The organism is Primorskyibacter sp. S187A (assembly GCF_049800955.1).
In the GTDB taxonomy this organism is placed as follows: Bacteria; Pseudomonadota; Alphaproteobacteria; order Rhodobacterales; family Rhodobacteraceae; genus JAKVBH01.
Window position 1 is genome coordinate 743930 of the sequence record NZ_JBNAGA010000002.1, and the last position, 12329, is coordinate 756258.

Here is a 12329-nt window from a genome sequence, read left to right on the forward strand (position 1 = left end):
ACCTTGCCATGCGTCTTCATGATGCGACCTTCCGGATCCATTGGTCCACGGCGACCGCTGCAATAATCAGCAAGCCGATCAGCAGGAATGTCCATTGCGCATCGGCGCCGAGCAGCCTGAGGCCCAGCGTAAAGACGCCCACAATCAGCGCTCCGAAGAGTGCGCCAAGGATAGAGCCACGCCCGCCAAAGAGTGAGATGCCACCAATCACCACGGCGGTGATGCTTTCGATGTTGGCGAGTTGTCCGACGGTGGGCGAGATGGAGCCGATCCGCCCCACCATGGCCCAACCGGCAAAGGCGCAGATGAGGCCAGAGAGCAGATAGACGGAGATCAATGTCTTTTTGACATTCACACCCGCAAGCTCGGCTGCATCCGGGTCATCCCCTACAGCATAAACATGCCGCCCCCAGGCCGTGTGTTTGAGCGCATAGGCCAGTGTGAAGATCAGGATCAGCATGAAGATGACCCCGAGTGTGAGCGTTGCGCCGCCTACCTGAAACTTTGTGCCGAAGATTTGCAGAAGCGGTGCGACCTCTTCGATATCCGCGCTGCGAATGGTCTCGTTGGCGGAATACAGGAAATTCGCGGCCAGCACGATCTGCCACATGCCAAGCGTCACGATGAACGGGGGCAGCTTCATGTAGGCCACCAGCCAGCCATTGATGAGCCCGCAGATCATTCCGACCGACAGCCCCGCGAGGATCGCCACCTCCACGGGCATGCCATAGCGGAAGACGAATTGACCCATCACAACGGACGAGAGCACCATGATGGCGCCGACGCTGAGATCGATGCCCGCCGTCAGGATGACAAGCGATTGCGCCGCAGCCACGATGCCCACGATCTGCACCTGTTGCAGGATCAAAGTCATGGCGAAAGGCGAGAAGAACCGTTGCCCGATCAGCATGCCAAACAGGACAATCGAGGTCACAAGAACGATGAGCGGCACAAGGGCGGGATTGACATGCAAAGCGTGTTGCAGACGCCCGACCAGGCCTTTGTGCGGATCGTCAAACTCGGCGACTTTTTCTTCCGTGCCTTTCAGGCCGTCTTCGAATTCCTTGCCAGATGAACTGGTTGACATGATGTCCTCCCCGCGCGGTTCGCGCCGCACCCTGCTCCATCAGAAGTCGCTTGCGCTGCGACGCGGGTCGCGCCGGCCCAGAAAGGCCGTGCAGCGCTTGCAAAACGGTGAGGGGCGCATCATGCGCGCCCCTCGAGGTCTTGTTGTGTTCAGCTCAACCCCAGCAGAGTTCGAGACCTTCGGCCGAAGAAATGGACGGAACGCCATCAACGGGGTTGTCGGTCACGAGGGCCACGCCTGTGTCAAAGAAGTCTTTGCCGGGCGTGTTCTCGGGCTTGGCGCCTGTGTCCGCCCATGTCTTGACGGCTTCAACACCCAACGCTGCCATCAGGAGCGGGTATTGCTGGGACGTCGCGCCAAGCGCGCCATCTGCAACCGCTTGGACACCCGGGCAACCGCCGTCGACCGAGACCACGACGACGTCATCAACCTTGCCGAAGTCTTTCAGCGTCTCATGAGCGCCGGCGGCGGCGGGCTCGTTGATCGTGTAGAGTACGTTCACGCCGTCATCCATGGTCAGAAGGTTTTCCATGGACTTGCGCCCGCCTTCTTCGTTGGCGTTTGTGACTTCGTTGTTGATGATACGAGGATCGCTTTCATCACCCCATTTGTTGGGGTCACCCAGCTCGACGCCGAATCCCGTCAGGAAGCCCTGGTTGCGCAGCACGCCCACGGTGGGTTGTGAGACGTTGATGTTCATCATGCCGATCTTGGCGGAGGATGTATCGCCCACAGTGCCCGCAGCCCATTTGCCGATGAGCTCGCCGGCGAGGAAATTGTCCGTCGCGAAGGTCGCGTCAGCGGCGTCAATGGGGGTCAGCGGTGTGTCGAGCGCAATGACGAGAATGCCTGCATCGCGCGCCTGCCGGACCGCAGGAACGATGGAGGATGTGTCTGATGCGGTGATCAGGATCCCTTTGGCGCCATCGAGGATGCAGGTTTCAATCGCCTGAACCTGTGTCTCATGGTCGCCATCGATCTTGCCCGCAAAGGATTTCAGCGTCATGCCGAGCTCTTCTGCTTTGGCTTCCGCACCTTCTTTCATTTTGACGAAGAAGGGGTTCGTGTCGGTTTTGGTAATCAAACAAACCGTTGTGCCATGGCCTGCGGCCAAGGCGGCGGAGCCACTAAGAGATGCGAGTGCGATCGCTGTGCCAGCGAGTAGTTTTTTCATGATTTCCTCCCGTTAAGCGAGCCTTTGCGACTCGTCAGACCTAACCCTGCACCTCTGGTGCCGTAAGGTCAACAAGCCAAGAGAATCCGATACTTGCACATCCGAGCGTGCGGTGCGTGGCGTCAAAAAAGGGGTGGCCTGCGTGGGCGTCTACGGTGCGCTTGTCTCCAGCGCGAGAAGGGCGCGCAAGCCTGCGCGGTAGTCTGGATAGAGGAGCTCTACGCCCAACTCATCTTTGATCCGATCATTCCGCACGCGCTTGTTTTCGGCATAAAAACTGCGCGCCATGGGGGATAGGTCAGCAGTCTCAAACGCTGTTTCAGGAGGCGGCGGCATATCCAGAAGCTCCGCGGCATAGGCGAGCACGTCTTGCGGCGGTGCGGGATCATCGTCGCAGACGTTGTAGGCCTGCCCCGGATTGGGTTTGGCAATGGAGGCGGCCAGCACCTGCGCGATATCTTCGACATGAATGCGCGAGAAGACCTGACCGGCTTTTATGATGCGCCGAGCCGTCCCGTTGCGCACTTTGGCAAAGGGTCCGCGCCCAGGGCCGTAAATGCCAGCGAGCCGGAAGATGTGGACGGGCAAGCCCGGGATGCCGGACCAATCCTGCTCAGCCGCCAGCCGCATTTGACCGCGCTTGGTGCTGGGCGACAGCGGCGTTGTTTCGTCAACCCAATCGCCGCCGTAGTCGCCGTAAACACCCGTGGTTGAGAGATAGCCCACCCATTCGAGATGCTGTGCTTCGGCGAGCTGCGCGCCGATATCACTGACCACGGGATCACCCTCCTCCGTTGCGCCAGCGGAGCTCAGGACATGGCTGGCCTGGGCCAGAAGAGGTGTCAGATCGCTGCCCGGATAGACATGCATCTCGACATGGTCGGATGTCAGCGCCTGAGCGCGCTCAGGATCCCGCGTGGTCCCGATGATGCGCCAGCCGTCTGGCAACAAGCGGCGCGCCAGAGCTTGTGCGGTATAGCCATGGCCAATGGAAAGCAGAGTTTTCTGGGTCATGCCGCAAGTTTGATGCCTGGCCGCGCAGGTTGCAAGAGCGCAGCAAAGCCGTTTCAATGCCTCCATGGACAAGACGCCCGGCCTGAAAAACGCATATGCGCTGCAAACCCCAGAGGATTCAAAACGCCTCTATGCGGATTGGGCCGAGACCTATGATGCGGATTTTGCCGATGCCTCGGATTACCGCCTGCCGGAGGCCGTTGCGCGGCAATACGCAGCCCGTGGCGGCGCGGGGCCTGTGCTTGATCTCGGCGCCGGGACCGGGCTTGTGGGGCAGTGGTTGAAGGCGCTCGGCGTAGAGGCCGTCGATGGGACAGACATTTCCCGCGAGATGCTGGATGTTGCCGCGGCGCGCGGATGCTACCGGCGTCTTTTTGAAAGCGATCTCACGCAAGCGCTGAACGTGCCGGATGCCGCATATGCCGGTGCTGTCAGCGCAGGGACCTTCACAAATGGTCATGTGGGCCCGGATGCTTTGGAAGAGGTGCTGCGCGTCATTGCACCGGGCGGCCATGTGGTTTTCTCGGTCAATGCCGTACATTGGGAGGCCCAGGGATTTGGCGCCACATTGGACCGTTTGGGAACACGTATTGCGGCCACGGAAAAAGAAGACATCGCGATCTACGGCCCACAGGCCAGCGGCGCGCATGCCGCAGATCGGGCATGGCTCGTGTGTTTGACCCGCGCGGGCTAGTGCTGCTCAGCTGGCGTAGTCAGAGCCTTCCGCATCCAAAACGGCCTTCAGTTCCGAGAGATGACGAATGTCCTGCTCGGGATAGTTCTGGATTTCATCGGCGGTTTTTGCAGCGATCTCATGGGGCAGGATCGACAGGGGTTGCCCGGTCTGCAAAGCCCGGATGTAGACCTCGCAGGCGCGCTCGAAGAAGTACATCCGGTTGAATGTCTGCGCGACGGTATCGCCAATAACCATGATGCCATGATTGCCCATAACCATGACGAAGTGTTTTGGGTCTGCCAGAAGCGCGGCGCAGCGCGCGCCTTCTTCTTCAAAGGCCAAGCCGCCATAGCTGTCATCAACGACCTGACGTTCATAAAACATTGCCGCGTTCTGATCGAGCGGCGGCAGCAATTTGTCCTGTAGACAGGCGAGCACTGTCGCGTGAACAGAATGCACATGCATCGCGCAACGTGCGTGGCGGCAATGGCGATGAATGCCGCCGTGCAGACCCCATGCGGTCGGGTCTGGCGCATCGGGGCCTTCAAGCGAAGCCGGGTCATTGGCATCGACGATGATCAGGTCAGAAGCCTTGATGCGGCTGAAATGCACCTGATTGGGGTTCATCAGGAATTGCGTACCGTCCTCGTTGATCGAGAGCGAGAAGTGATTGGAGACGCCCTCGTGCATATTGAGCCGTTCGGTCCAGCGGAAGGCTGCGGCCAGATCAACGCGTTCGGCCCAATGCTCCATATTCGGCTGCAGCTGTGTAACACTCATGACAGGGCCTTTCGTTCTTCATCTGTTAGGGGGCGGCTGGGCAGCCAGGCATAGCCCATGGGGCTCAGAAGGCAGGCCTCGCGCAGCCCGTGCGGCTTGTTCGTCGCGCTTTGCAAAACCATCCCGCCCGCGGCCTCTGCCTGTGCTTCTGCCTCATCGGGGTCAGTTTCGAAAGCATGCAGCGACGCGCCTGCGCCACGCGGCGGCACCTCGGGCAACACATCGTGTAATGGATGGCTGGCATAGGTCGGATCAGCGTGCAGCTGCATGAGGTCTGAGCCGTAGGCCAGTATGGCGAAATCAGCGCTCACGCGATGGGCCTTCATGCCCAAGACCTGCGTCAGAAAGGTGACCTCGCGCGCCACATCGCGCACCAGCAGGTTCAAGCCAAGACCGCGCAGGCTGGCGCCAAAATCCTCGGCGGAGATCGTCTCATAATCCATGCGTCATATGGTTGAACTCCCCGCAGCAAGCTGTCAACGTCTCAGGCAAAAGGACACAATAGATGACACCGCACGCCCCGCGCATGGCCGTACAAACCCCTGAACTCGCCCCGGAAGAGTTCTTTACCGATCCGGCGGCGGCCGTGGCGCGTTTGTGTGAGCTCTATGATGGCGCCACCCGGTTTTTGTGTGATCATTTCCAGAAGGCCCTGCGGGACGGCGCGCCGGGAACACGCATCCGTGCCTTCTATCCTGAAATCCGGCTGACCACCGCTACCTTCGCACAGGTCGATAGCCGCTTGAGCTTCGGTCATGTCTCCGCGCCGGGCACGCATGCGACAACGGTCACGCATCCGAAGCTGTTTGAGAACTACCTGATCCAGCAGCTCACGCTGTTGATGGAGAACCATAAGGTGCCCGTGCGCATTGGCGTCTCTGATACGCCTATCCCTGTGCACTTTGCCGTGGCTTCGCAGAATATTTCGGTGCCACAGGAGGGCGCCGGGCATTTCACGTTGCGCGATGTCTTCGACGTACCGGATCTTTCGACAACGAATGATGACATCGTCAATGGCACGCGCCCCCATGAGCTGGAGGGCTACGAACCGCTTGCGCCGTTTACAGCCCAGCGGGTCGATTATTCGCTCGCGCGCCTGTCGCATTACACGGCAACAGATCCGGGGCATTTTCAGAACCATGTTCTGTTTACCAACTACCAGTTCTACGTGTCCGAATTCGAGGCCTATGCGCGCGAGGTTCTGGCGGATCCCGAGAGCGGCTACACCAGCTTTGTGAGCACCGGTAATGTCGAAATCACGACCCCGGATGCGCCGCTGCCCGCGAGCGAGAAACAGCCACAGATGCCGACCTATCATCTCAAGCGCGCGGATGGGTCCGGGATTACGCTCGTCAATATCGGTGTCGGGCCGTCAAATGCCAAAACAGCGACGGATCATATCGCTGTGCTGCGGCCCCATGCCTGGGTGATGGTGGGCCATTGTGCAGGGTTGCGCAATTCGCAGTCTTTGGGTGATTTCGTGCTCGCTCATGCCTACTTGCGAGAAGACCGCGTTCTGGATGACGATCTGCCCGCCTGGGTTCCAATTCCGGCTCTGGCGGAAATTCAGATCGCCCTTGAGCAGGCCGTTGCATCCGTCACGCAGTTGGAAGGGTATGATCTGAAACGTATCATGCGCACAGGCACGGTCGCCTCTGTCGACAATCGCAATTGGGAGCTGCGTGATCAGCACGGTCCTGTGCAACGTCTGAGCCAATCGCGTGCCGTGGCACTTGATATGGAAAGCGCCACGATTGCGGCGAACGGCTTTCGGTTTCGTGTGCCCTATGGCACGCTGCTCTGTGTGTCCGACAAACCCCTGCATGGGGAGTTGAAGTTGCCGGGTATGGCCAGCGATTTCTACAAGACCCAGGTGGCCCGACATCTTATGATAGGCATCCGCGCAATGGAGCGTTTGAGGGAGATGCCGCTCGAGCGCATTCACAGCCGAAAACTCCGCGCCTTCGACGAAACAGCCTTCCTTTAGGAGATTTCGGGGCGAAACATGCGATTTCCTGCGGGAAAACGCATGTATGACGCTTGTCAGCAGCTACAATTTGTTGTGTAGATATCCCACATAGCGTTAAATTACGTGCATGAGGCCCAAGGGTTGGGCAGTAAACAGGAGACACCCATGTCGAAACCAATGACCAAGACCCAACTTGTCGCCGCTCTGGCAGAGGAAATGGGCACGGACAAAAAAGCCGCTGGCGGCGCGCTGGACGCCATCTGCGGCCTGATCACACGCGAAGTGTCGGGCGGTGGCGCAGTGACACTTCCCGGTGTTGGCAAATTCTACCTCCGCGAGCGCCCCGAGCGCATGGTGCGCAACCCCGCGACAGGCGAGCAATTCAAGAAAGAAGCCGACAAGGTTGTGAAGGTCACAATCGCCAAGGCGCTGAAAGACAGCGCAAACGGCTGAAGACGGTATCGTCTTCCAAAGTGTAAAAGGGTCGCTTTTCTAGCGGCCCTTTTTTGTTGTGCGCGCCGCTGGCGCGCGCTGGATGCTTTGAGGGGCTGTGTCCCCGGCCCTGACGGGCCGTCCCCGGGACATTTGAGGCAAGAGGAAGGGGTTGTCAGGAGCCATGGAGACGTGCGCCAGGCATTTTCGAAGATGCATGCGCAGGCTTTCTCACGCCAATGCATTTTGAATGCTGCCGTTTGGCTCCGAAAATCAGGCCCTGAGAAAAGGCCCGCCGCAGGGCAAGGCTTGTTGACGGACTCGCATTCTCCCCGCTATATATCGCGTTAATTCATGCGTAGCTCCCCTATATGAGACGGGTTTGTCTAGATGCGGGACGGATGAAGTTGGGGGAAAACATGAAACAAATGCGCGCGATGGCGACGGTAGGAGATCGATCATGATCCGCTCGTTGCTTCTGGCTTCTGCTTTCTTGGTTGTCACAATCGTTTTGTTGGCCATGCAGCCGTCCGATCGGCCTGCGGGCTTTGCGAGCGATCCTATCCCCGCTCAGAGCGTGACGCGAACCGATAGTGGCGTGTCCGCCAGCTTGGCACCGCTGGGTGCACGCACAGTGCCCGTCGAAACGCCGTCCGTTGCACGAGAGGGCGCATCTGAGATCCTCGCCGACCCGCAAGACAAAGTTGCTGCGATGACGGCAAAGATCTTGCAGGAATTGCGCCAGGCCCCAACCGATGCGCAGCCTGCGCAGCAAGAGGCATCTGTTCCGGCTCCTGTTTCCGCTGCTGCGCCAGTTGCCGCGCCTGTGCGCCCAACGCCTGTCACTTTCCAGGACCGGCTGGCAGAAGCCGCGCGCAGCGGGCTGTCGGACATCGATTTGGCGCGCTTAGTGCAAGACGGTATGGAGACTGGGGAAGTCTCGCTGGGCGCTGAGGTCTACACGGCTGCGGGCACGCTGGATGTGAACGCGGTTTTGGCATCTTTGATCCCGGAACGCGCCAATTCAGATCGCGTGCGCCCTATCACGCAAAGCTTCATCTACCGCATTCAACCCACGGATTCACTGGCCGGTCTGGCTGTCTTGTTCTACGGCGATGCAAGTGCGCATCGCGCCATTCTGGCAGAGAATGCGCAAAGCCTGACGACACCGGAGGATCTATCCGCAGGAATGCTCATTACGATCCCGGCCCTCTGACTTAACAAAAGCAAGAACATATCGAGCAAAAACTTTTGGGGGTCCCTCGGGGCCCCTTATTTTATCGCTGCGGTGTAGATTGGCATTGCCGGGAAGGATCAATCGTCCAACGGGCGGGCTTCATCCAGAAGCATCAAAGGGATGCCATCGCGGATAGGAAAGGCAAGGCCCGCCGCCTCAGAGACAAGTTCCTGTTTCTCGGCGTCATACTGAAGCGTCGCGTGGGTTTTGGGGCAAATGAGCGCTTCGAGCATTTGGGGGTCAAAGGTATGCGTGCTCACTGTATGATTTCCTCGGTGTCGCCGCCGCGCAGGCTGAATTCTATCAGTGTGACAAGGGTTTCGCGGCGTGTCGAGAGGGACGGCGCTTCGAGCAGGGCCTGTTTGTCTTCCGGCTCAAACTCCAGGAGCATCGACAGCGAATTGACCAGTAATTCATCATCCGCGGATTGCAGCGTTTCCCAATCGGCGGACAATTCGCGCGCTTCGAAATAGCGACCGAGCAGCTTCATGAAGCTTTCGCGGTTAAAGACCTTGTCAGTCTCCGTTGCGCCCAGATCGCGCTCGAACGCGTCCCACGTCACATTGCAGCGACGGTAGGGCGTAAAGCCTTCGATCTCTTGCGAAATCCGAAATCGGGAGACCCCCCCGAGCGTGACCATGTAGCGTCCGTCTTCCGTTTCGGAAAACTGTGTCAGACGTCCTGCGCAGCCAATGGCATGCAGAGCTTTTTCGTTGTTGGGCCGCGGGTTAGGCTGCACCATCCCGATCAGGCGCTCCGGCGTTTTCAGGCAATCCTCGATCATCGCCAAATAGCGCGGCTCAAAAATATGCAGTGGCAAGCGGGCGCGCGGCAAAAGCAGCGCTCCGGGCAGCGGAAACACGGGAAGCGTGTCAGGCAGATCGACCATCTTGTTCATGCGCTACAAGTAGCTTGCCGAGAGTGTCAGGCAAATATCATTGAACTTAATTTGCGCCGCCCGTTGAGCACCAAGGGATCATTTGGTTTGAGCGCGTCAAAAATCGTGAAGAGTTCGGCGCGCGCGGCACCGTCATTCCATTCACGATCCCTGCGAAACAGTTCGAGCAAGTGATTGATGGCCGCCTCGCCCTCACCAGCCGCATAGAGCGCTTGAGCAAGGTCGAACCGCGCTTGGTGGTTGTCTGGATCAGCCTCCACGGCCGCCGTCAGATCAGCGACGGGGCCGGCGTCCGCCGCTTTCTTGGCCAGATCCAGCTGTGCGAAAGCGGCTTCGATTTCACGAGCGCCGCTGATCTCGGCGGGAGCGCCATTGAGGATCGCCTCGGCCTGCTCCAGATCCCCAAGAGCCATATGCGCCTGGGCCATGCCCCCGTAGGCGCGGGCATTGTTCGGATCCTCGCCAAGGATAGCAGCGAATGTTTGAGCAGCATCGGCAACGGCGCCAGCTTCCAGCATTTCCTCGGCAGCTTCCAACGCCTCATCAAGGCCGCCCGAAGCATCGCCCCCCGCGGTTTGCACAACACGGTCAACGAAGGAGTTGATCTCGGATTGCGGAACAGCGCCTTGAAAGCCATCGATGGGCTGGCCTTGCCAGAACGCATAGACCATGGGGATTGATTGCACGCGCAACTGACCGGCGATCATCTGCGCCTCATCCACATTGACCTTCGCCATTTTCACGGCGCCCTTGGCCTTTTTGACGGCGTCTTCGAGCATGGGGCCCAGCGTTTTGCAGGGGCCGCACCAGGGGGCCCAGAAATCCACGATCACTGGCGTCTGCATTGACGCATCCACGACATCGGCCATGAACTGCGCTTCTGAAACATCTTTGATCAGGTCATCTGCGGCCGGGCCGGAGTTCAGGTTGAGGTCCATATCAGGTTCCTCCTTCATGAATGAGTTGATGCTTATATGACCCGTGCGGCCCCCGGTTTAAAGGGGCCGTTGGCCGCGCGGCATGTGTCAAAGATCAAAACTTGCGAAGACCGGGGCATGATCTGAGGGTTGCTCCCATCCGCGGACGGGGCGCAAAATGCGCGAGCCGTGGGCGGCGTTGGAGATGTCCTGAGTGGCCCAGATGTGGTCAAGCCTGCGGCCTTTGTCTGCCGTGTCCCAATCGGGAGAGCGGTAGGACCACCATGAATAGAGGTTGCCTTCGGGAATGTCCTGCCGCGTGACATCGACCCAGCCGCCAGCGTCTTGTGTCTGTGCCAGATGGTCGACCTCGATGGGAGTATGGGAGACAACTTTGAGCAGTTGCTTGTGGTTCCATACGTCATCTTCGCGCGGCGCGATATTGAGATCGCCCACAAGGATGGATTTTTGCGGCGCCTCTGCGTGAAACCAGTCGCGCATCTCTGTCAGGTAGTCGAGCTTCTGGCCGAACTTCTCATTGATTGTGCGATCAGGCTTGTCGCCACCTGCGGGCACGTAGAAATTGTGAATGGTGATGCCGTTTTCCAATTGCCCGGCCACATGGCGGGCATGGCCTAGGGAAGCGAAGTCACGGTCCCCTGCGTCCTGCATTGGTAATTTGGACAGGATGGCCACGCCGTTGTAGCCCTTCTGCCCACGCGCAACCATATGCGTATAGCCCAGAGCTTTGAATTGCTCCGTCGGGATTTTCTCCACCGGGCTTTTGCATTCCTGCAAACACAGAACATCGGGGGCTTCTTCAGACAGCAAGCGTGCAACAAGCGCCTCGCGCAAGCGGACGGAGTTGATGTTCCAGGTGGCAAGCGTGAAGGGCATGGGTGTTTATCCGTTTGAACGAAGGATGTGACCGGCAAGATAGAGCGAACCGCAGATGAGAACACGGGCATGCGGATCCTCGGCAAGGATCGTGGCCAGCGCGGCCTCGACGCTTTGTGCAGGCTCTGCCGAAAGGCCTCCGGTTTCCGCGAAAGCCACCGTTTGTTCGGCGGAGAGTGTGTTGGCTTCGCCTGGGATTGAGACGCCGAACAGCTTGCGTACCTGACCGGCGAAAGGGCGCATATAGCCCGTGGCGTCCTTGGTATTGAGCATGCCGCAGATCATGTAGGTTGGTCTCTCCGGCAGGGTGGCCAAGTGCCAGGCCAGCGCTTTGCCCGCCGCCGGGTTGTGGCCGCCATCGAGCCAGAGCTCTGCTGCGCCGGCGGCCTCGATCAAAGGCCCTTCCTTGAGCTTCTGCATCCGTGCGGGCCAATAGGCATTGCGGACTGCTCCCTCAAAAGCTGCGTCGCCCTCTCCCAAGGCGCGCAAGACGGCCAAAGCCGCGCCTGCATTCTCGATCTGATGGCGTCCGGGCAAATTGGGCAGCGGCAAATCCAGCAAGCCGGATTCATCCTGATAGACCAGTCGACCGTTTTCTTCTGTCACGTGCCAATGCTGACCGTAGGCTATGACCGGCGCGTTGAGCCGTGCTGCGCGGTCTTCGATCACGTCCATCGCGGCATCGTCCTGCGGGCCAACGATACAAGGCACGCCGCGTTTGAGGATGCCCGCTTTTTCGCCCGCAATCTTGGGCAATGTGTCGCCCAGAAACTGCTCATGATCCATCGAGACAGGCGTGATGACGGTCATCGCGGGCTGCTCGACGACATTTGTGCAATCCAGACGCCCGCCGAGTCCAACTTCCAGCAGCAGATAATCCGCTGGCGTGCGCGAGAAGGCGAGCAGGGCGGCACAGGTTGTGATCTCGAAATAAGTGATCGGCTCCCCGCCGTTGGCGGCGTAGCATTCATCCAGCACGGCCGTCAGGTCGTCCTCGGTAATCAGGACGCCCGCGAGGCGGATCCGCTCGTGAAACCGGGCCAGATGCGGAGAGGTGTAGGCATGCACCTTGTGACCGGCGGCTTCCAGACCGGCGCGCAGCATGGCCTGGGTGGATCCCTTGCCGTTGGTGCCCGCGATATGGATTACAGGCGGCAAAGCCTCTTGGGGATTGCCCAACAACTCTAGCAAGCGCCACACCCGGTCGAGCGTGAGGTCAATGATCTTGGGGTGCAGGGCCATCATCCG

At 59.5% G+C, this 12329-nt stretch carries 14 protein-coding genes; 4 read left to right on the forward strand and 10 right to left on the reverse strand.

Annotated features, from left to right (window positions below):
- Positions 1 to 16: 16 nt before the first annotated feature.
- The 3 genes from ACP15S_RS14585 to ACP15S_RS14595 form a co-directional block, all read right to left on the reverse strand.
- On the reverse strand, positions 17 to 1087 hold the full coding sequence (locus ACP15S_RS14585; protein WP_425040369.1) for an ABC transporter permease: 1071 nt from the start codon (positions 1085 to 1087) through the stop codon (positions 17 to 19).
- A 154-nt stretch (positions 1088 to 1241) separates the two neighbouring features.
- A complete protein-coding gene (locus ACP15S_RS14590) occupies positions 1242 to 2261 on the reverse strand; it encodes a substrate-binding domain-containing protein (protein WP_425040370.1) in 1020 nt (339 codons plus the stop codon).
- A gap of 150 nt (positions 2262 to 2411) precedes the next feature.
- The gene (locus ACP15S_RS14595; RefSeq protein WP_425040371.1) at positions 2412 to 3341 is read right to left on the reverse strand and encodes an SDR family oxidoreductase; all 930 of its coding nucleotides are present in this window, start codon (positions 3339 to 3341) and stop codon (positions 2412 to 2414) included.
- Between ACP15S_RS14595 and ACP15S_RS14600 the strand changes: the two genes are divergently transcribed.
- Positions 3340 to 3969, forward strand: a complete 630-nt coding sequence (locus ACP15S_RS14600; RefSeq protein ID WP_425040372.1) for a class I SAM-dependent DNA methyltransferase — start codon at positions 3340 to 3342, stop codon at positions 3967 to 3969. The genes ACP15S_RS14595 and ACP15S_RS14600 overlap by 2 nt on opposite strands.
- A gap of 6 nt (positions 3970 to 3975) precedes the next feature.
- Here ACP15S_RS14600 and ACP15S_RS14605 read toward each other — a convergent pair whose 3' ends face one another.
- Entirely contained in the window at positions 3976 to 4731 is a 756-nt protein-coding gene (locus ACP15S_RS14605; RefSeq protein ID WP_425040373.1) for a class II aldolase and adducin N-terminal domain-containing protein, read from the reverse strand.
- Positions 4728 to 5174, reverse strand: a complete 447-nt coding sequence (locus ACP15S_RS14610; protein ID WP_425040374.1) for a VOC family protein — start codon at positions 5172 to 5174, stop codon at positions 4728 to 4730. Before ACP15S_RS14610 ends, ACP15S_RS14605 begins: the two co-directional genes overlap by 4 nt.
- A gap of 62 nt (positions 5175 to 5236) precedes the next feature.
- On the opposite strand from ACP15S_RS14610, the gene ACP15S_RS14615 reads away from it, so the two are divergent.
- The 3 genes from ACP15S_RS14615 (at position 5237) to ACP15S_RS14625 (ending at position 8348) form a co-directional block, all read left to right on the forward strand.
- Positions 5237 to 6718 (forward strand): AMP nucleosidase, encoded by a 1482-nt coding sequence (locus ACP15S_RS14615; protein WP_425040375.1) that lies wholly within the window; start codon positions 5237 to 5239, stop codon positions 6716 to 6718.
- Positions 6719 to 6865: 147 nt separating this feature from the next.
- Positions 6866 to 7153, forward strand: coding sequence for an HU family DNA-binding protein (locus ACP15S_RS14620; RefSeq protein ID WP_425040376.1), 288 nt, complete (start codon positions 6866 to 6868; stop codon positions 7151 to 7153).
- Positions 7154 to 7592: 439 nt separating this feature from the next.
- Positions 7593 to 8348: a hypothetical protein gene (locus ACP15S_RS14625; RefSeq protein WP_425040377.1), complete on the forward strand. Its 756-nt coding sequence runs from the start codon at positions 7593 to 7595 to the stop codon at positions 8346 to 8348.
- 98 nt (positions 8349 to 8446) lie between these two features.
- Here the strand turns inward: ACP15S_RS14625 and ACP15S_RS14630 are convergent, their stop codons facing one another.
- The 5 genes from ACP15S_RS14630 to ACP15S_RS14650 form a co-directional block, all read right to left on the reverse strand.
- A complete protein-coding gene (locus tag ACP15S_RS14630) occupies positions 8447 to 8602 on the reverse strand; it encodes a Trm112 family protein (protein WP_425040913.1) in 156 nt (51 codons plus the stop codon).
- Between the two features lie 23 nt (positions 8603 to 8625).
- Positions 8626 to 9267: an LON peptidase substrate-binding domain-containing protein gene (locus tag ACP15S_RS14635; protein WP_425040378.1), complete on the reverse strand. Its 642-nt coding sequence runs from the start codon at positions 9265 to 9267 to the stop codon at positions 8626 to 8628.
- A gap of 26 nt (positions 9268 to 9293) precedes the next feature.
- A complete protein-coding gene (locus ACP15S_RS14640; protein ID WP_425040379.1) occupies positions 9294 to 10205 on the reverse strand; it encodes a tetratricopeptide repeat protein in 912 nt (303 codons plus the stop codon).
- A gap of 87 nt (positions 10206 to 10292) precedes the next feature.
- Entirely contained in the window at positions 10293 to 11081 is a 789-nt protein-coding gene (locus ACP15S_RS14645) for an exodeoxyribonuclease III (RefSeq protein ID WP_425040380.1), read from the reverse strand.
- A 6-nt stretch (positions 11082 to 11087) separates the two neighbouring features.
- Complete coding sequence (locus ACP15S_RS14650) at positions 11088 to 12326, reverse strand: bifunctional folylpolyglutamate synthase/dihydrofolate synthase (protein ID WP_425040914.1); 1239 nt, start codon at positions 12324 to 12326, stop codon at positions 11088 to 11090.
- Between the last annotated feature and the right edge of the window lie 3 nt (positions 12327 to 12329).

What these genes read in the sequence shown, in the direction of transcription:
- ACP15S_RS14610 (WP_425040374.1), bottom strand. Translation starts at nt 5,174, where the DNA reads ATGGATTATGAGACGATCTCCGCCGAGGATTTTGGCGCCAGCCTGCGC.
- ACP15S_RS14615 (WP_425040375.1), top strand. Translation starts at nt 5,237, where the DNA reads ATGACACCGCACGCCCCGCGCATGGCCGTACAAACCCCTGAACTCGCC.
- ACP15S_RS14600 (WP_425040372.1), top strand. Translation starts at nt 3,340, where the DNA reads ATGGACAAGACGCCCGGCCTGAAAAACGCATATGCGCTGCAAACCCCA.
- ACP15S_RS14620 (WP_425040376.1), top strand. Translation starts at nt 6,866, where the DNA reads ATGTCGAAACCAATGACCAAGACCCAACTTGTCGCCGCTCTGGCAGAG.
- ACP15S_RS14590 (WP_425040370.1), bottom strand. Translation starts at nt 2,261, where the DNA reads ATGAAAAAACTACTCGCTGGCACAGCGATCGCACTCGCATCTCTTAGT.
- ACP15S_RS14640 (WP_425040379.1), bottom strand. Translation starts at nt 10,205, where the DNA reads ATGGACCTCAACCTGAACTCCGGCCCGGCCGCAGATGACCTGATCAAA.
- ACP15S_RS14605 (WP_425040373.1), bottom strand. Translation starts at nt 4,731, where the DNA reads ATGAGTGTTACACAGCTGCAGCCGAATATGGAGCATTGGGCCGAACGC.
- ACP15S_RS14585 (WP_425040369.1), bottom strand. Translation starts at nt 1,087, where the DNA reads ATGTCAACCAGTTCATCTGGCAAGGAATTCGAAGACGGCCTGAAAGGC.
- ACP15S_RS14650 (WP_425040914.1), bottom strand. Translation starts at nt 12,326, where the DNA reads ATGATGGCCCTGCACCCCAAGATCATTGACCTCACGCTCGACCGGGTG.
- ACP15S_RS14625 (WP_425040377.1), top strand. Translation starts at nt 7,593, where the DNA reads ATGATCCGCTCGTTGCTTCTGGCTTCTGCTTTCTTGGTTGTCACAATC.
- ACP15S_RS14635 (WP_425040378.1), bottom strand. Translation starts at nt 9,267, where the DNA reads ATGAACAAGATGGTCGATCTGCCTGACACGCTTCCCGTGTTTCCGCTG.
- ACP15S_RS14595 (WP_425040371.1), bottom strand. Translation starts at nt 3,341, where the DNA reads ATGGAGGCATTGAAACGGCTTTGCTGCGCTCTTGCAACCTGCGCGGCC.
- ACP15S_RS14630 (WP_425040913.1), bottom strand. Translation starts at nt 8,602, where the DNA reads ATGCTCGAAGCGCTCATTTGCCCCAAAACCCACGCGACGCTTCAGTAT.
- ACP15S_RS14645 (WP_425040380.1), bottom strand. Translation starts at nt 11,081, where the DNA reads ATGCCCTTCACGCTTGCCACCTGGAACATCAACTCCGTCCGCTTGCGC.